This window comes from Novosphingobium oxfordense, assembly GCF_044029435.1.
GTDB lineage: Bacteria > Pseudomonadota > Alphaproteobacteria > Sphingomonadales > Sphingomonadaceae > Novosphingobium.
Genome location: NZ_CP147005.1, coordinates 1086923 through 1104096 on the forward strand (window position 1 = coordinate 1086923; position 17174 = coordinate 1104096).

At 66.1% G+C, this 17174-nt stretch carries 17 protein-coding genes; 9 read left to right on the plus strand and 8 right to left on the minus strand.

Annotated features, from left to right (window positions below; translation table 11 throughout):
* Positions 1-62 precede the first annotated feature (62 nt).
* The gene (locus WBP07_RS04960) at positions 63-1916 is read right to left on the minus strand and encodes a DUF885 domain-containing protein (RefSeq protein WP_395394617.1); all 1854 of its coding nucleotides are present in this window, start codon (positions 1914-1916) and stop codon (positions 63-65) included.
* Between the two features lie 78 nt (positions 1917-1994).
* Here WBP07_RS04960 and WBP07_RS04965 point away from each other — a divergent pair, with 78 nt between their 5' ends.
* Complete coding sequence (locus WBP07_RS04965) at positions 1995-2204, plus strand: hypothetical protein (RefSeq protein ID WP_395394618.1); 210 nt, start codon at positions 1995-1997, stop codon at positions 2202-2204.
* Positions 2205-2245: 41 nt separating this feature from the next.
* Here WBP07_RS04965 and WBP07_RS04970 read toward each other — a convergent pair whose 3' ends face one another.
* Positions 2246-2902 (minus strand): alpha/beta hydrolase, encoded by a 657-nt coding sequence (locus WBP07_RS04970; protein ID WP_395394619.1) that lies wholly within the window; start codon positions 2900-2902, stop codon positions 2246-2248.
* Positions 2903-3035: 133 nt separating this feature from the next.
* Between WBP07_RS04970 and WBP07_RS04975 the strand changes: the two genes are divergently transcribed.
* The 4 genes from WBP07_RS04975 to parC all read left to right on the plus strand — a co-directional run bounded on the left by WBP07_RS04975 (position 3036) and on the right by parC (position 7887).
* On the plus strand, positions 3036-4091 hold the full coding sequence (locus tag WBP07_RS04975) for a cysteine desulfurase family protein (protein WP_395394620.1): 1056 nt from the start codon (positions 3036-3038) through the stop codon (positions 4089-4091).
* Positions 4088-5167, plus strand: coding sequence for a cysteine desulfurase family protein (locus WBP07_RS04980; protein ID WP_395395724.1), 1080 nt, complete (start codon positions 4088-4090; stop codon positions 5165-5167). Before WBP07_RS04975 ends, WBP07_RS04980 begins: the two co-directional genes overlap by 4 nt.
* A 1-nt stretch (position 5168) precedes the next feature.
* Entirely contained in the window at positions 5169-5501 is a 333-nt protein-coding gene (locus tag WBP07_RS04985) for a 2Fe-2S iron-sulfur cluster-binding protein (protein ID WP_395394621.1), read from the plus strand.
* 91 nt (positions 5502-5592) lie between these two features.
* Positions 5593-7887, plus strand: a complete 2295-nt coding sequence (gene parC / locus WBP07_RS04990; RefSeq protein ID WP_395394622.1) for a DNA topoisomerase IV subunit A — start codon at positions 5593-5595, stop codon at positions 7885-7887.
* Positions 7888-8133: 246 nt separating this feature from the next.
* Here the strand turns inward: parC and WBP07_RS04995 are convergent, their stop codons facing one another.
* From WBP07_RS04995 to WBP07_RS05020, 6 genes are all read right to left on the minus strand, one after another.
* Complete coding sequence (locus WBP07_RS04995; RefSeq protein ID WP_395394623.1) at positions 8134-8775, minus strand: TIGR02281 family clan AA aspartic protease; 642 nt, start codon at positions 8773-8775, stop codon at positions 8134-8136.
* The gene (locus tag WBP07_RS05000) at positions 8772-9956 is read right to left on the minus strand and encodes a CCA tRNA nucleotidyltransferase (protein WP_395394624.1); all 1185 of its coding nucleotides are present in this window, start codon (positions 9954-9956) and stop codon (positions 8772-8774) included. Before WBP07_RS05000 ends, WBP07_RS04995 begins: the two co-directional genes overlap by 4 nt.
* Positions 9949-10542: a CoA pyrophosphatase gene (locus WBP07_RS05005; RefSeq protein ID WP_395394625.1), complete on the minus strand. Its 594-nt coding sequence runs from the start codon at positions 10540-10542 to the stop codon at positions 9949-9951. Before WBP07_RS05005 ends, WBP07_RS05000 begins: the two co-directional genes overlap by 8 nt.
* Complete coding sequence (locus WBP07_RS05010; protein ID WP_395394627.1) at positions 10539-11084, minus strand: DUF1285 domain-containing protein; 546 nt, start codon at positions 11082-11084, stop codon at positions 10539-10541. Before WBP07_RS05010 ends, WBP07_RS05005 begins: the two co-directional genes overlap by 4 nt.
* A gap of 79 nt (positions 11085-11163) precedes the next feature.
* Complete coding sequence (locus WBP07_RS05015) at positions 11164-11694, minus strand: GNAT family N-acetyltransferase (RefSeq protein WP_395394628.1); 531 nt, start codon at positions 11692-11694, stop codon at positions 11164-11166.
* Positions 11695-11752: 58 nt separating this feature from the next.
* Positions 11753-12949 (minus strand): PQQ-dependent sugar dehydrogenase, encoded by a 1197-nt coding sequence (locus WBP07_RS05020; protein ID WP_395394630.1) that lies wholly within the window; start codon positions 12947-12949, stop codon positions 11753-11755.
* Between WBP07_RS05020 and WBP07_RS05025 the strand changes: the two genes are divergently transcribed.
* The 4 genes from WBP07_RS05025 (at position 12942) to folP (ending at position 17101) form a co-directional block, all read left to right on the plus strand.
* Positions 12942-13559, plus strand: a complete 618-nt coding sequence (locus tag WBP07_RS05025) for a ribonuclease HII (RefSeq protein ID WP_395394631.1) — start codon at positions 12942-12944, stop codon at positions 13557-13559. The two genes, WBP07_RS05020 and WBP07_RS05025, sit on opposite strands and share 8 nt — an antisense overlap.
* Positions 13556-14461 carry an oxidoreductase gene (locus tag WBP07_RS05030; RefSeq protein ID WP_395394632.1) on the plus strand — a complete coding sequence of 302 codons (906 nt, stop codon included), beginning with the start codon at positions 13556-13558 and terminating at the stop codon, positions 14459-14461. The genes WBP07_RS05025 and WBP07_RS05030 overlap by 4 nt, the downstream gene beginning before the upstream one ends.
* A gap of 283 nt (positions 14462-14744) precedes the next feature.
* The gene (locus tag WBP07_RS05035; protein ID WP_395394634.1) at positions 14745-15878 is read left to right on the plus strand and encodes a site-specific DNA-methyltransferase; all 1134 of its coding nucleotides are present in this window, start codon (positions 14745-14747) and stop codon (positions 15876-15878) included.
* A gap of 110 nt (positions 15879-15988) precedes the next feature.
* Positions 15989-17101 (plus strand): dihydropteroate synthase, encoded by a 1113-nt coding sequence (gene folP, locus WBP07_RS05040; protein WP_395394635.1) that lies wholly within the window; start codon positions 15989-15991, stop codon positions 17099-17101.
* The last annotated feature ends 73 nt before the right edge of the window (positions 17102-17174 follow it).

Here is a 17174-nt window from a genome sequence, read left to right on the forward strand (position 1 = left end):
CCTTCTGCCTACGTCCTGCCCGCGCCCGCGAGGCATGGTGCCCCGTGAGCGCGGCGGAGCGATCAGCGCGCCTTCACGCCCGCGATGTACTCGTCGATATTGGTCGCCAGCACGTCCAGCGGCACGTTGCCGCCATCGACCACGGCCTGGTTGAAATCGCGCAGGTCGTAAGCCGAACCCAGGGCCTGCTGCGCGCGGGTGCGCTGGCGGTTGATCTCCGAATGGCCCATCTTGTAGCCGCAGGCCTGGCCGGGCCACGAGCAGTAGCGGTCCACCTCGCTGGCGATCTCGTCCGCATTGCTGCCGTTCTTCTCGACGAAGAACTGCACGGCCTGCTGGCGGCTCCAGCCCTTGGCGTGAAGGCCGGTGTCCACCACCATGCGGCAGGCGCGGAAGGCGATGGACTGGAGGTAACCCAGACGGCCGACCGGATCGTCGTCATAGGCGCCAAGCTCGTCGGCCAGCTGTTCGCCGTAAAGCGCCCAGCCTTCCGAATAGGCGTTGAAGGCCAGCATCGATCGGATCAGCGGCAGGCGGTTGGCATATTCGCCCTGCCAGACGTGACCGGGGATCGCCTCGTGATGGACCAGCGTGGGCAGGTCGTACTTGCGGTGCAGGTCGGTGGAGCGCAGGTTGATCCACATCTTGCCGGGCACCGTACCGTCCTTCGATCCGCCGCCGCCGTACGCCGTGGGCGCGCCGGGCTCTTCGGAGAGCGGCAGACGGCGCACTTCCACCTTGCCGGAAACCGGATCGCGGAACGCGCGCGGCATCTGGGCGCGGATCCAGTCGACTCGCTTCTGGATGAAGGCCATGATCTCCGCCCGGCCCGGATCGCCTTCGGAGAACATGAAGCGCTTGTCGCTGCCCAGCGCCGTCATGCGCTCACCCACCGTGCCCGTGGTGTAGCCAAGCGACTTCAGGATCGGATCCATGCGGGCGTGGAGCGCGGCCAGTTCCTCCAGCCCGCGCTGGTGGATTTCCTCGGCCGGAACGGTCGTGGTGGTGCTGGCGCGCAGGGCCCAGGCATAGAACTCGTCGCCATGCGGGCGTGCGCCCATGCCCGGATCGCTCTTGGCAAGGCCGCGCTGGCGTTTGAGTTCGGCAAGCTGGCGCTCCAGTGCCGGCACCACTTCGCCGGAGACGATGGCCTTGGTGCGGCTTTCCCAGTTGCCGGGGATCGTCTTGGTGCGGCCGACGAGCGAGGATACCAGCCCGCCACCGTTGTTACGCGCCTCAGCAATGGTGCTTTCCATCTGGGCGATGGCACGGTCCAGCAGGAAGTCCGGCGGGACGAGGCCCTTGTCCGTCGCCGCGCGCATGCGCTCCAGCTCACCATCAAGCTGCGTGTCGAACTGCGAAAGGCGCGAGACGTAGGCCTCGGCATCCGCCGCATTCTTCACCGGGTGATCGGCGTCGAGGAACTTGGGCGTGTCGAGATAGGCACCCACGTTCTGGATCACGACGTAGGGCGTATTGCGCCAGCCGCCCACGGCCACGTCGCCATAGGGCTGTGCCAGACCATCCAGCGCGGTGCGATAGGCACTGCGGATCACGGCAAGGCTGGTGCGGTCCGCATGGTCGAGCCCGGTGGTGTCGAAGGCTTCCACGCGGGCGACATCGGCGCGCAGCGTCTTCGCCAGGGCATTGCGGCCCGCGAAGGAGCGATCCTCAAGCCGCGAACGCAGGCCCGCATGCGCGCCGGTATCGACGCCCAGGCTGGTGGCACTCTCGGGCGCGTGGGCGATCAGGTTCCAGGCGATCGAATTGAGCAGTTCGGAAGCGGCCTTCTGGCCCGAAGGCGCGGCGGCGAGCGCGCGGGCGCCCGGCAGTGCCAGCGCAGCGGTTCCGGTGGCGAGAAGCTGGAGAGTGGTGCGGCGCGAGAGGGGCGCGGTTCCCATGACTTGGTTCTTCATGGGCCGCGAAACTGGCGAGCGGTGGGCCGTGTGTCAAACCCGCTCGATTGCTGGATCGTGCTGGGCTAGGGGAAAACGATGGATATTGCGCTTTCCCTGCTCGTTCTCACCATCGTCGCCCTGCTGTTGGGGGCGTTCGCGCTGCATCGGCGCGGCGGCTATCGCAAGCAGGCGGTGCTGATGGTCGTGCTGGCGGCGGTGATGGCGGTGAACGTCGCGATCTGGACTTTGCCGACGACGGGCGGTGAGACCTTGGCCGGTGCCGCAAAGGAAAAGGCGCCGGAGTAACCCTCCGACGCCTTTGCGTTCATATTGCGATTTTCCGCCGATTACTTGATTGGGCAGTCCGGCGAGAGGCGCATGTCGAGGTAGTTGTCGACCGAGCGCATCAGGTCGTCGACCTCGTTCTCGAAGAAGTGGTTGGCGCGCGGGATCTCGTCGTGGTGGATGGTGATGTGCTTCTGCGTGCGCAGCTTGTCGACCAGCTTCTGCACTGCGTTCGGCGTGACCACCGTATCCGCCGCGCCCTGGATGATGATGCCCGAGGCGGGGCAGGGCGCCAGGAACGAGAAGTCGTACATATTGGCGGGCGGGGCCACCGAGATGAAGCCGCGAATCTCAGGGCGGCGCATCAGCAACTGCATGCCGATCAGCGCACCGAACGAATAGCCGGCGATCCAGGTGGTCGAAGCCTCGGGATGGATCGACTGCACCCAGTCGAGCGCGGCTGCCGCGTCCGAAAGTTCGCCCACGCCGTTGTCGAAGCTGCCCTGGCTGCGGCCGACGCCGCGGAAGTTGAAGCGCAGGGTGGCGAAGCCGCGTGCCACGAACGCCTTGTAAAGGTGCTGGGTGACGCGGTCGTTCATCGTGCCGCCCGCCTGCGGGTGCGGATGAAGGATCATCGCCACGGGCGCGCGCGGGCGCGTTGCGGGCTGGAAGCGGCCTTCAAGGCGGCCTTCGGGTCCGGGAAAGATGACTGCGGGCATGTGTTTGCGGGCCTGACCTGTTGAAACTCCCGCGAAATACCGGGGGCGACTTGCCGCATCGGCACTCACGGGAGTGGAAAACGAATGGATGGCTATATAGAAACAACCCGCCCGAAAACAACTTTTGCAAACAATGGCTCCCGAACAGACTTATCTCGATCACGCCGCGACCACTCCGATCATGCCCGAGGCGCGCGATGCGTGGCTGCAAGGGGCTGCGATCTGGGCGAATCCCTCCAGTCCCCACAAGGCCGGCCGCGCTGCCCGCGCCGCGCTGGAGGACGCGCGCGATCGCGTGAAAAAGGCGCTCGGCTGGCAGGGTGAACTGATTTTCACCTCCGGCGCGAGCGAGGCGCTGGCTATCGGCCTTGGCCGGGCGAAGGCAGAGCGGCGGCTGGTCTCGGCCGTGGAGCACGATGCCGTGTTCCGCGCCGCGCCCGATGCGCAGGAACTGCCGATGCGCGAGGGAGAGGTCGATCCCGAGGCACTGGCCGCCGCACTGGCGCAGCCGGGCAGGGCGGTCGTCGCTATCCAGTCGATCAATTCGGAGACAGGCACGATTCTGCTGCCTTACGCGGACAATCCGCTGATCCGGCAGGTGCGAGAGGCGGGCGGGCTGTTTCTGGCGGACTGCTCGCAGTCGGCCGGCAAGGCGGCGCTTCCGGATGCGGACATGGTGGTGCTCTCGGCGCACAAGCTGGGCGGCCCAATCGGCATCGGCGCGCTGCTGGTGAAGGATTTCGCCATGCTGGAACCGAGCGGTGGTCAGGAGCGCGGCTATCGCGCGGGGACCGAGAATCTGCCTGGTGCGCTGGGCTTTGCGGCGGCACTGGAAGCACGCGGCCTGGAAGATTGGGCGACCACGGCGGAGCAGCGCTTCGATTTCAAGAATGCGCTGTCCCGGTATGGAGAGGTGATTCAGCCGGGCGTGCAATGCTCGCACATCTTCGCCGTCGCCGCGCCGCGCTTGGCCGCGACTGCGATGCTGATCCGGATGGACGCGATGGGCTTTGCGATCTCTGCGGGAAGCGCCTGTTCCTCGGGCACGCTCAAGCAGAGCCGGGTGCTCAAGGGCTTCGGCATCGATGAGGACCTAGCCCGCCGCACCGTGCGCGTCAGCATCGGCTGGAACACGACGCCGGCCGAACTCGATGCCTTTGCCGAGGCGTGGGCGCAGGTGAACGGGTGATCTATCTCGACTATCAGGCCACCACGCCGCTCGCCCCCGAAGCGCGGGAGGCGATGTTGCCGTGGCTTGGTGGACCTGAAGGCGTCGGTTTCGCCAATCCGCACAGCCCGCATCGCCCCGGTCGCGGTGCTGCCGCCATCGTCGAAGTGGCGCGCGAGCAGGTTGCCGCATTGCTGCCGCCGGGGGGCAGGGTGGTCTTCACCTCGGGCGCGACGGAGGCGATCAACCTTGCCCTGTTCGGCAGCGGGGTGAGCAGGTTGGCAGTCTCTGCCATCGAACATGCTGCGGTGCTCGATACCGCGGGCGTCATCGATCCGGGGGTGGCGATCCTGCCGGTCGATGCCGAGGGGCTGGTCGATCCTGCGGCGGCAATCCCGGAAACGACCGGAATCGTCGCAGTCATGCAGGTCAACAACGAGATCGGCACGGTTCAGCCCGTGGATGCTCTGGCCGAAGCCGCGCACCGCGCCGGGGCACTGTTCCTCTGCGATGCCGTGCAGGGCGCCGGCAAGATCGCTCCGCCTGCGGGAGCGGACTTCATCGCAATCTCCGGGCACAAACTCTACGGCCCCAAGGGCATCGGCGCGCTCTGGATTCGCGACGGGATCGATCTCAAACCGCTGATCCACGGCGGCGGGCAGGAGCAGGGGTTGCGCTCCGGCACGCTCAGCCCCGCGCTCTGCGCCGGTTTCGGTGCGGCGGCAGCACTGGCGGCCCGACGCATGGAGGAAGACGCCGCCCACGTCGAAACGCTCTGGGCACGGGCGCGTGAGGTGCTCTCCCGCTGGACGCTGAACGGTTCCGCCGAACATCGCTGGCACGGAAACCTCAATCTGCGGCTGGACGGGCTTGATGTCGCACGGCTGATGTCTGACTTGCGCGACGTGGCTTTTTCGGCCGGTTCCGCTTGCGCCAGCGGCTCCGGCAGGCCTAGCCATGTGCTGAAGGCACTGGGCCTTTCCGACAGGCAGGCCAAAAGCTCTATCCGTTTGGGATTCGGGAGATATACTGAGCTTAGGGAAATCGGGGATGCCTGCGCACGTATCGATGCCGCAGCAGCGGCGCAGGGAGTCTGAATTGTTGAACGTCAGATTTGTTACCGCCGAAGGTGCGTCCATCACGGCCGAGGCCGAACCGGGCACGCGCCTGCTTGCCCTGGCGCAGCGATGCGGCATGCCGCTTGAGGGCACGTGCGAGGGGCAGATGGCCTGCTCCACCTGCCACGTAATCGTCTCTCCCGAATGGTTCGACGTTCTGGAACCCGCCTCGAACGACGAGGAAGACATGCTGGACCTTGCCGCCGGCGTCACCCGCACCAGCCGCCTGTCCTGCCAGATCGAGCTGACCGACGCGCTGGATGGGCTGGAAGTACGCATCCCCGGCGAATCGCGGGACATGCAGATCGGCTGATCTCGATAAATCGGAACGAATCGGGAAACCAAGCTCTGGAAAACACGGGAATCCGACTTGGCACCGGGCGGGGCGCTGCTAGGTTCCGGGCATGGTGACCACGACCGACGAAGATTCCGATCCTTTCGACGCCATCGTCGACGCGCCTTTCGATGCGGCGCTGTCGCAGCGCTATCTCGTCTACGCGCTTTCGACGATCACGGCCCGCTCGCTGCCGGACTTGCGAGACGGGATGAAGCCGGTGCACCGCCGCCTGCTCTGGGCGATGCGGCAGCTGAAGCTTGATCCCGCCAGCGCCTACAAGAAGTCCGCCCGCGTCGTCGGCGACGTGATCGGTAAGTACCACCCGCATGGCGACGCCTCGGTCTACGACGCGATGGTCCGCCTCGCGCAGGACTTCTCGCTGCGCTATCCGCTGGTGCAGGGCCAAGGCAACTTCGGCAATATCGACGGCGATAATGCGGCGGCCTATCGCTACACCGAGGCGCGGCTGACGCGCACGGCGATCCACCTGATGTCCGGGCTGGACGAAGGCACTGTCGATTTCGTTCCCACCTACAACGGTGAAGAGAGCGAGCCGGATATCTTCCCCGGCATGTTCCCGAACCTGCTGGCGAACGGGTCGACCGGTATCGCCGTGGGCATGGCCACCTCGATCCCCAGCCATAACGTCGCCGAGATCATCGATGCGACGATGATGCTGATCGACAATCCCCAGGCCGAGCATGAGCAACTCATGCAGGTGTTCCACGGCCCGGACTTCGCGACCGGCGGCCTGGTGGTGGATAGCCCCGAAGCGATCAGCCACGCCTATGAGACCGGCAAGGGCGCCTTCCGCGTGCGCGGCCGTTTCTCCACGGGCAAGGACGGGGCAGGCAACTGGGAAGAAACCGGGATCGAGCGGCTGGGCAGCGGCCAGTGGCAGCTCGTCATTTCCGAAATCCCTTACATGCTGCCCAAGGGCAAGCTGATCGAGCAGGTTGCCGCGCTGATCGGCGACAAGAAGCTGCCGATCCTGGAAGACGTGCGCGACGAAAGCGACGAGCAGATCCGCATCGTCTTCGTGCCCAAGAGCCGCAATGTCGATCCGGAGATGCTGAAGGAGAGCCTCTACAAGCTCACCGATCTGGAAAGCCGCTTCTCGCTCAACCTCAACGTGCTGGATTCGCATCGCACGCCGGGGGTGATGGGGCTGAAGCTGCTGCTGTCCGAATGGGTCTACAGCCAGATCGACATCCTGCTGCGCCGCACGCGCCACCGGCTGGAAAAGATCGCCTCGCGGCTGGAACTGGTTGCCGGCTACATCATCGCCTACCTCAACCTTGACCGGATCATCGAGATCATCCGGACCGAGGATGAGCCCAAGCCGGTGATGATGGCCGAGTTCGAACTGACCGACCGTCAGGCCGAAGCCATCCTCAACATGCGCCTGCGCAGCTTGCGCAAGCTGGAAGAGATGGAGCTTCGCAAGGAGCATGAGGACCTGCTGAAGGAGCAGGACGAGCTTAACAAGCTGCTCGAAAGCCCGGCCCGCCAGCGCACCCGCCTGAAGCGCGACCTGACCAACCTGCGCAAGGAATATGCGGAGGATACCGTGCTCGGTCGTCGCCGCACGACCATCGCGCAGGCTAAGCCCACGGTCGAATTCAGCATGGACGCGATGATCGAGAAGGAGCCGGTGACGGTGATCCTCTCGGCCCGTGGCTGGGTGCGCGCCGCCAAGGGGCATGTGCCGCTGGATGGCGATTTCAAGTTCAAGGAAGGCGACGGCCCCGCTTTCGCCTTCCACGCGCAGACCACCGACAAGGTGCTGATCGCGCTGGATAACGGTCGTTTCTACACCGTTGGTGCGGATAAGCTGCCGGGTGCGCGAGGGTTCGGTGAGCCGATCCGCACGATGGTAGATATCGATGCCGATGCGCACATCATCGCGGCGGTTGTCTACAAGCCGAAGTCGCAGATCCTGCTCGCCTCCAACGTCGGGCGCGGATTCGCGGTGGAGAGCGAGGAATTGCTGGCCGAAACCCGCAAGGGCCGCGCGGTCATGTCCACCAAGCCGGGCGTCCAGCTCAAGATCGTGCGGGAGATTCCCGCCGAACACGATCACGTTGCCGTCGTTGGCGACAATCGCAAGCTGGTGATCTTCAGCCTTGAGGAACTGCCGCTGATGGCCAAGGGGCAGGGCGTCACGCTCCAGCGCTATCGCGACGGCGGATTGTCCGACCTTGTCACGCTGAAGCTGGAGGACGGGCTTTCCTGGACCATGGGCGGCGATTCCGGCCGCACGCGGACCGAGAAGGACATGGGCCTTTGGAAAGTCGCACGTGGTGCTGCTGGCCGCCTGCCGCCGACCGGCTTCCCGCGGGATAACAAGTTCCAGGGGTAATGCGGGTTTGGGGCGAGGCGGGGCCGATAACCTGTCTTACCCTCCAGCCACTAACCTCGTCGTCCCCGCGAAGGCGGGGACCCCGCTTTCCTCTGCGGCGAGGCAAAAGGTAGCGGGGCCCCCGCCTTCGCGGGGACGACGGAGTGCAAGCGGTGAAAGTGCGCCGACTTTTGAGGGCATGCACGGCCGATGGGCCTACACCCGCCGTCATCAAGGCACCCATGCGGGGCGCAGGAAACTTGGCCCTTAACTAGCCGCCTTGGGCTTGGGCACGAGGATAAGCTGGTTGTTCTCCACCCGCCACGATCCCAGCTGCGAAAGCAGGTTCATCCCGATCACATTGGTCTCCACCTCGCTGTCAGGCCCGATGGCGACGGGCAGCGCGGTTGCCTCGATCGAGCCGAAGCGCAAGGAACTGGCGGTGGCCATGCGCGCGACGATGGTGCCGTTGGCGGTGTCGAGCATCACCCCCTGATCGCCTTCGTCGGGCACGATCCCCGCACGCTTCGCAGCGGATTGCGAGATGCCGGTGTACGTGGCGCCGGTGTCGATCAGGAAGGTCACCGGCTCGCCATTCAGCTGCGCTTCCACCCAGAAGTGACCATCGGTGCGCAGGGGCAGCACGGTCTGCGCGCCTTCCACGGCGGCCGGGCGCACCTGATCGAGCCAGAGCGCCGCGTCGGACCGCCGGGCATTTCCGGCAAGGCTGGCAATGGTGAGCAGCAGCGCGGCGGTAAGGCCAAGGTAGGCGGTGTTGCGCAGCCCATGGCTCAGGCGCGGATAGCGCACGGTGAGCATGCCGGCGAGGACCGAGACGAGGATCGCCACGATGGTCAGCGCCAGCAGTGGCTTCTGGTAAAGGAATTCGGAAAGTTCGCCGAGGTTCACGAGTTCTGCTCCGCCAGCTCGGCATCGAGCAGGGCGTCAACACGCTCCGCATCGGGAAAGCCTTCCGCGATCCAGCGGTCTTCCACGCGGTACAGCATGCGCGCCACTTCCGGCCCGGCGCTGACGCCGCGCGCGACGATCTGGCCGCCTTTGAGCGGGAATTTGGGGATGTCCCAGCCGTCGAGCGGGGAGACATCGGCCCCGGCGATCAGCAGCCGGTCGAGTGCGCTTTCGCGGCCAAGGCGGTAGGCGAGGGCGCGGGCATCGCCGGTCTCCGCCTCGCGCGCGGCGGCGGTGGAAAGCCTCTTTTTCTGGGCGCCGGACAGGCGGAAACGCGATGCGATATGTTCGGCCAGCGTCGGTTGCGCGGGCAGCAGTGCGGCCAATCGGCGCAGCGGATCGGGGCCGATGCCTTGTGCCTGCTCTGCCGCGACCAGCGCGGAGAGGGCGGCCGGATCGGCTTCGGGCAGGATCACCGCCAATACGCCCAGATCCGCCATGCGCGCGACCGTCGGTGCGGGATCGGTCAGGCCGAGCAGGTTCATCATCTCCATGCCCACGCGTTCGCGCGAAAGGCCCTTCAGCGTTGCGGCGAGTTCGGCGCAGGCGCCTTCGGCTTCCGCGTCGGCCGGCTGCGATCCGAACCGGGCTTGAAAGCGGAAGTAGCGCAGGATGCGCAAGTGATCCTCGCGGATGCGCTGGCGGGCATCGCCGATGAAGCGCACGCGGCGGGCGGCAAGGTCGGCCAGGCCGTCGAAGTAATCGAAAATCTTGCCGGTCAGCGGATCGGCGTAGAGCGCGTTGATCGTGAAGTCGCGCCGCGCTGCATCCTCTGGCCAGTCTTCCGCGAACGCCACGGTGGCGCGGCGGCCGTCGGTGGAAACGTCGTGGCGCAGGGTGGTGATCTCCACCGGGCCGCCGGGCAGCACGGCGGTGACGGTGCCGTGGTCGATCCCGGTGGGCACGCGGTGAATGTCGGCCCGCTTAAGGCGGATCATCACTTCGTCCGGCTCCAGCGTGGTGGCCATGTCGATGTCCTTCACCGGCAGGTCCAGCAGCGTGTCGCGCACGGAACCGCCAACGAAGCGGGCATTCTGCGCGCCCAGCGTTTCCACCAGCGCCACCATGTCCTCTCGCCGCATCCAGACGGGATCGATGCGGTCAGGAAGCGTGTCAGTCATTCCAGTTCAGCCTGCGGGAAAGATTGTGAAGGATCGCGCCGGTCACCCCCCAGATGCGGTGGTCGTGCCAGTTGATCTCCACGAAGCGGTGGTGGCGGTTTTCCCATTCTACCGTGCATTGCTGCTGGTTGGCGGGATCGAGCAGGAAGCTCACCGGCGCCTCGAACCATTGCGCCACTTCGGCCGGGTTGGGGTGGATCGGCAGGTCGGCGGGGATCACTGCGAGCACCGGGGTAATCTCGTACCCGCTGCCGGTACGGTAGACGTCGCTGGTGCCTAACACCTGCACATCGCGCGGGTGGATGCCCAGTTCCTCGTCCGCTTCGCGCAGCGCTGCCTCGATGGCGGTTTCGCCGTCGTCCAGCCGGCCGCCGGGAAAGGCGATCTGGCCGGGATGGGCGCGCATGGTGGAGGGGCGGTGGAGCAGCAAGGTGCCGGGCTTGTCGCGCTCGGTCAGCGTCACCAGCACGGCGGCGGGCTTGAATTCCGGTATCTCGTCGATGCGGGGATCGAGCCAGAGTTCGGGCGGCGCTTCGCGGTGCGCGGCATCGAAGCGGGGGCGCAGGCGGTCGAACAGAATGCTCATGCGGGCACCAGATCGAAAGTTGCGCCCTGGCTGGTCACCGTCAGGCCGCCATCGGCAAGCGCGATCTCGGCAAGCTGGCCGTAGGTGCTGCGGTTGAGCCGTGCCTCGGTGCCGTTGCGGACGGCAAGATAGAGCGCGGGCGTTTCCGGATCGCCATGGCTGCGGATCGGGTGATCGGGTCCGGCGATGACGATATCGTCGGTGTTGAGCCGGAAAACCAGCGCATCGCCTTCCGCCCGCACGTCGGTGGCGATGAAGGCGGCATCCTCCACTTCGATCGAGAGCTTTTCGGCCGGTGTCACCAGCCAGTGTTGGCCATCGCCGTCGCGCAGCAGGAGGGAGGCGAAGGCGCGGACCATGGCGGGACGGCGGATTTCGCCGCCCTGATGGAACCAGCGCCCGTCCGCCAGGATGCGCATTTCGCTGTCGCCCGTCTGGGCCGGTGACCATTCGGATACCGGCGGCAGCTTGCGCGCCGCCACCAGCTCGGCCGCTTCGGCGAGCGTCAGGGCGTTCAGATCGGGCGGCACGTCATAAGGCATGGCTTCGCGATGCCAGATAGGGGCTCGTGCGCCAAGGTCCAGCCGGGATCTTCCCGCGATTTAACGCTTGGGGACCTATTTATCGCAGCCAGGGGCCGAGCATCCCTTCGCGGGGCAGCACGGCGGGATTGTCGCAGCGGACCAGCAGGCGATGCTGCTCGAACGGCCCCGGCAGGGTCCAGCCCGTGGTGCCTTCGTTGGTGAAGCCCCAGAACCGGCCGTAATAGTCCGGATCGCCGATCAGCACTTGCGGCAGCGGTGCGCGGGCGTCGATCCCGGCAAGGCTGGCCGAAACCAGCGCCTTGCCGAAGCCGTGGCCCTGCAATTCGGGCAGCACCGCCACCGGGCCGACCATGATCAGCGGATGCGCGCGCCCGTCCGGATCGTTCAGAGCCACCGGCCAGCACTGGATCGAGCCGACCAGCATCTCGTGACTGTCGAGCGCGGCGAAGGACAGGCCGGGCAGCCAGTCGGTCCCCTCACGCACCTTGTAGGCGGTGCGCTTGTGTCGCTCCGGTTCGAACGCACGGTCGAGCAGCGCTTCGACGAGCGCGGGATCGACATTGTCGAGCGGGATCAGAGTGGCGGAGTCAGGGACGGTTTCGGACATGGCGCGCGCCGATAGGATTGGCGCGCGCCTTTGTCGATTCAATTCGCCTAATGTCGGATTAGCTGTTCGGCGTCAGATGCAGCAAGTGGCCGGAATCAGGCGCGGGGCCATCCTCCAGCAACCAGACCGAACCGTCCAGCCCCTGCTGGATCTCGCGAATGCGGTTGTCGAGCGGATAGCGCGCTTCCTCAACCGCCTTCTCCCCATCGATCCGCACGCGGACGAGGCCGGGCACGCTGAAAGAGGCGATCAGGAACTGGCCCTGCCACTGCGGGAACGGCTGGCCGGTGTAGAAGATGAAGTCGCCCGGGGCGATCACCGGGTTCCAGCTGATCGCGGGGGCGGCAAGGTCCGGCCGCGTCTTGTGGCGCGGGATCGGTTTGCCGTCATAATTGTCGCCATCGGAAACCAGCGGCCAGCCATAGTTCTGGCCCGGCTTCACCAGATTGATCTCGTCCCCGCCGGCAGGGCCATGCTCCAGATCCCAGAGCTGCCCCTTGTCGTCGAATACGAGGCCAAGGACATTGCGGTGGCCGTAGGACCAGATCTGGTTGGTCGGCGCCGGCTTGTCCGCATAGGGATTGCCCGGCGCGGGCGTGCCGTCCGGCAGCAGGCGCACGATCTTGCCAAGGTTGGTGCCAAGGTCCTGCGCGGGCGTGAACTTCTGCCGCTCACCCGAACTGACGAACAGGTACTTGCCATCGGGCGAGAACACCAGGCGATGCGAATAGTGGCCCTCTCCGCTCACCTTGGGCACTTGCCGCCAGATCACATTGAGCCCCTGAAGCGCGCAGCTGGCGGGCTGCGGGCAGGAGAGGGTGCCTTTGCCCACGGCCGCGCCGCGCGTGTCGCCGTCGCCGGCCTCGGCCCAGCTCAGGTAGACCACGCGGCCGTCTAGCGTCTTGCCGGTCTGTCCCGATTGGACTTGAGGGGGTGCGAAAATAACGTCGCCAAGCCCGCCTTGGCCGCCATAGGCGACCGTCGGCCCACCGCTCACTTCGCCCATCGTGCCGTCGGCCAGTCGCAGGCGGATCTTGCCTTTCTTTTCGGTGACGATCATGGCCCCGGTGGCCTTGTCGATGTCCATCGCCCAAGGCTCATCGAACGAGGCGACTTGCGCCACCTTGAAGGGCGTTCCGCCGGTGGCGGCGGCCGAGGCCTTATCCCCGGAGGCTGCCGAACCGCAGCTTGCGAGTGCGATGGCGACGGGCGATACCGCTACAAGAAAAAGTCTGGAGGCTAGCTTTTTGGTCACGTCGATTTCATCCCCTGCTGGCCGCCTGATCATCGGAGTGGACGAGGCGGGGCGTGGCCCTCTGGCGGGTCCGGTTGTGGCGGGCGCGGTCGTGCTGTGCAAGCCCCGGCCGTCGGGACTCGATGATTCCAAAAAGCTTTCCGGCAAGCGCCGGGCCGAACTGGAAGCGACGATCAAGCGCCGCTGCCGCTGGGCGGTGGGCGTGGTGGACGTGGAAGAGATCGACCGGATCAACATCTTCGGCGCCACCATGCTGGCGATGACCCGCGCCGTCGCCGCGCTCTGCGCCGAACTGGCGGAAGACCCGCACGAGGTCCTGATCGATGGCAACATGACGCCGCACGGCCGCACTGCGGACTGGCGCTGGAACGCCCGCGCCATCGTCGGCGGGGACGCGATCGAGCCCTGCATTTCGGCCGCATCGATCATTGCCAAGGAACACCGCGACCGGCTGATGCGCGATCTGGCGCAGGTCCACCCGCATTACGGCTGGGAACGCAATGCCGGCTACGGCACTGCCCAGCACCTTGCGGCACTGCGCCTTCACGGACCGACCGTTCACCACCGCCGCAGCTTCGCCCCGGTCGCCCAGTTGGAGATGGCGCTTTGAAGGGCTTCACTGCAGCCGATGTCGGCGGGCAGGCGGGAAAGTGCTTCCACGTCACCGGTGCCAATACGGGGCTGGGCTACGAGACGACGAAGGTACTGGCCGCGCGAGGTGCACGCGTCCTGCTAGCCTGCCGCAGCGAGGAGAAGGCGCGGCAGGCGATGGAGAACATCCGGCTGGAAGTGCCCGGTGCCAACCTCTCCTTCGTGCCGCTCGATCAGGCCGATCTTGCCAGCGTGCGGGAATGCGCCGCCATCGTCGCAAGGGAGGAGCCCCGGCTGGACGTGCTGGTGAACAATGCCGGCGTCATGGTGCCGCCGCTGGAGCGCACGGTGCAGGGGCATGAGTTGCAGTTCGGCGTGAACCACCTGGGCACTTTCGCGCTGACCGGGCTACTGCTGGGCAAGCTGGCTGAGGTGCCGGGTTCGCGCGTGGTGATCACCGCCAGCCTCGCGCATCGGCGCGGCAAGATCGACTGGCACGACCTGGACGCCCGCCGCAGCTACAGCCGTTATCAGCGCTATGGCGACAGCAAGCTGATGAACCTGCTGCACATGTACGAACTGGATCGTCGCCTGCGCGCGGCCGGATCGCCGGTCACGGCGGTGGCCTGCCACCCCGGCGTCGCTTCAACCGATCTGGGCCGGCACTGGCTGGCGTTCCGGGCCATGTTCCCGATCATGGGCTGGATGCTCAACAGTGCGGAGGAGGGGGCATGGGCCACGCTGCAGGCAGCGACGGGTGTCGTGGAGCCCGGTGAGTACTATGGCCCGCAGGGGATGCGGGAGATGTCCGGCCCCTCGGGCATCGCAAAACGGAAGCCTTCTGCCACCGATCCGGAGGCTGCGCGCAGGCTTTGGGACGTCAGTGTCCAGATGACGGGCGTGGACTACGGGCTGGTTTGAATCTCATCTGGCGCAGGGCAGTTCGGGGGCGTTCAAAAACGCATCTGTGCATTTCGCCGGCCGCCGTGTTGATAAAAAAATCTGGCCGACTCTCACGAGTCGCAAACCCCAAGATATAGAGTCATGCGATTCGCTCATGACTCGATATCTTGTGTCGGATTCGTTTTGTTCCATACTGCTGAACAGGTGAATCACAAGGGAATCCGGCGAGTCGCGGCTTGACGGTGAATCGCGAAAGACTCATTGGGGAGTCAATCCACAGTTCAAATTCCCCGGAGCAAACATGGGCCAGCTACTCGTCAAGCAGAAGATCCGCGCTCGCGCACCCGCGCCGACGCCGAAGGAACTGCTGCCCCTCGGCCAGATCATCCCGGGCGACTGCATCGAGGCGATGCGCACCATTCCCGACGCCAGCGTCGACATGGTCTTCGCCGATCCGCCGTACAACCTCCAGCTTGGCGGCGACCTTTCGCGCCCGGACGGCAGCCATGTCGATGCCGTGACCAACGACTGGGACAAGTTCTCCAGCTTCGCCGCCTATGACCAGTTCACGCGTGACTGGCTGACCGAAGCGCGCCGCGTGCTCAAGCCCGAGGGTTCGCTGTGGGTGATCGGTTCGTACCACAACATCTTCCGCCTCGGCGCGATCATGCAGGACATGGGGTTCTGGATCCTCAACGACATCGTGTGGCGCAAGGCCAACCCGATGCCGAACTTCAAGGGGACCCGTTTCACCAACGCGCATGAAACGCTGATCTGGGCGTCGATGGGCGAAAAGTCGAAGTACACCTTCAACTATCGCGCGATGAAGACGCTGAACGACGAACTGCAGATGCGTTCGGACTGGGTGCTGCCGATCTGCAACGGTGCGGAACGTCTGAAGAAGGGCGGCCGCAAGGTTCACCCGACGCAGAAGCCGGAATCGCTGCTCTATCGCGTGATGCTGGCCACCACCAACGAGGGCGACGTCGTGCTCGACCCGTTCTTCGGCACCGGCACCACCGGCGCGGTTGCCAAGCGCCTCGGCCGCGAGTGGATCGGCTGCGAGCGTGAGGGCGACTATCGCGACGCCGCGCTGGAACGCATCGAAATGGCGCTGCCGCTGGACGAAAGCGCGCTGAAGACCATGCAGTCGAAGCGCACCGCGCCCAAGGTGGCGTTCGGCACCCTGATCGAAACCGGCTGGATCGCGCCGGGCACCGTGCTTTCCGACAAGAAGAACCGCTTCCGCGCCGTGGTGCGCGCCGATGGCTCGCTGGTGGCCGACAAGACCATCGGTTCGATCCACGGGCTGGGCAAGGAACTCCAGGGCGCGCCTTCGTGCAATGGCTGGACCTTCTGGCACCTGGAGCATGAGGGCAAGGTCAAGCCGATCGACGCCATCCGCCAGCTCTACATCCTCGCAACCGAGCCCTGATCGGGCTCGACGAGGGGGCAGGACTGCGTCCCCCCGAAGTTTAGCGAGAGGTAATGGGCAGGGCCTCGAAACCTGTTCTGCGTGGCCCGCGCAAACGCTAAGGGCCACGCATGACTCGCCAGATCTACATCCAGCCGATCGCCTTCGCCCAAAGCCCGCAGAGCGAGGAGGGTGACGCCGTCCGCCTTGGCGGATCGCTGGTCTGGGCCAGCCGCTTCGCGCTGATCGTGCGCGAGAATGGCAAAGTTCTCTCTCGTGAGCGCCTTGGCGCGCAGGATGTGCCCGCCGCACTGGCGGCGCTTCCGGCCGATCTGGCAGCCGTGGCGGAACTGCAGTGGGCCAATTTCAAGAAGGTTCATCCGCCGCTTCAGTGTGGTGAGCGCACGATCCGCCTCGAACAGCCGCAGGTTGCCGGCATTCTCAACATGACGCCGGACAGCTTCTCGGACGGCGGCTCTTTCCTCGACAAGCCGGACATCGCCTTCTCGCACGCCGCCGCCATGTTGGAAGCGGGTGCGGCGATGATCGACGTGGGCGGGGAATCGACCCGACCCGGCGCCGGCGCGGTGTGGGAAGGGGACGAGATCAAGCGCGTGGTCCCGATGGTCCAGCAGCTTGCGGCGATGGGCGCGGCGATCAGCGTCGACACGCGCCGCCCGGCGGTGATGGAGGCGACGCTGGCGGCCGGCGCGCATATTATCAACGACGTGTCGGCCCTGCGCTACGATCCGCGCAGTCTGGAACTGGCGGCCGCATCCGGCGCGCCGGTGGTGCTGATGCACGCGCCGGGCAAGGCGGACGATCTCCACTCCAACGGCGACTACGCCGATGTCGTGCTGGACGTGTACGACTGGCTGGAACAGCGCCGGGATGAGGCACTGGCAGCGGGCGTGCGGGCAGAGAACATCCTGCTCGACCCCGGCGTGGGCTTCGGCAAGACCGTGGCGGAGAACCTAGCGCTGATGAACGGCCTCGCCATCTTCCACGCGCTGGGCCATCCGCTTTATGTCGGCGCCAGCCGCAAACGCATGATCGGCGCGCTCTCTAACGAGGCGGCGGCGCACGACCGGCTGGGCGGCTCGCTGATGCTGGCGATCAAGGCGATGGACGCCGGCGCGCACATCCTGCGCGTGCATGACGTGCGAGAGACGGTGCAGGCGGTCCACGTCTGGCGGGGCCTTCGCGATGCCGCGCTGACCGATTTCGCGCAGCTTCCCCGCTAGAAATCAGCGACAAAGCTGGCCGGCGGATGAACCGCAGCTTGCCCGCCGATGAACCGGCGGCGGACTTGTGTTG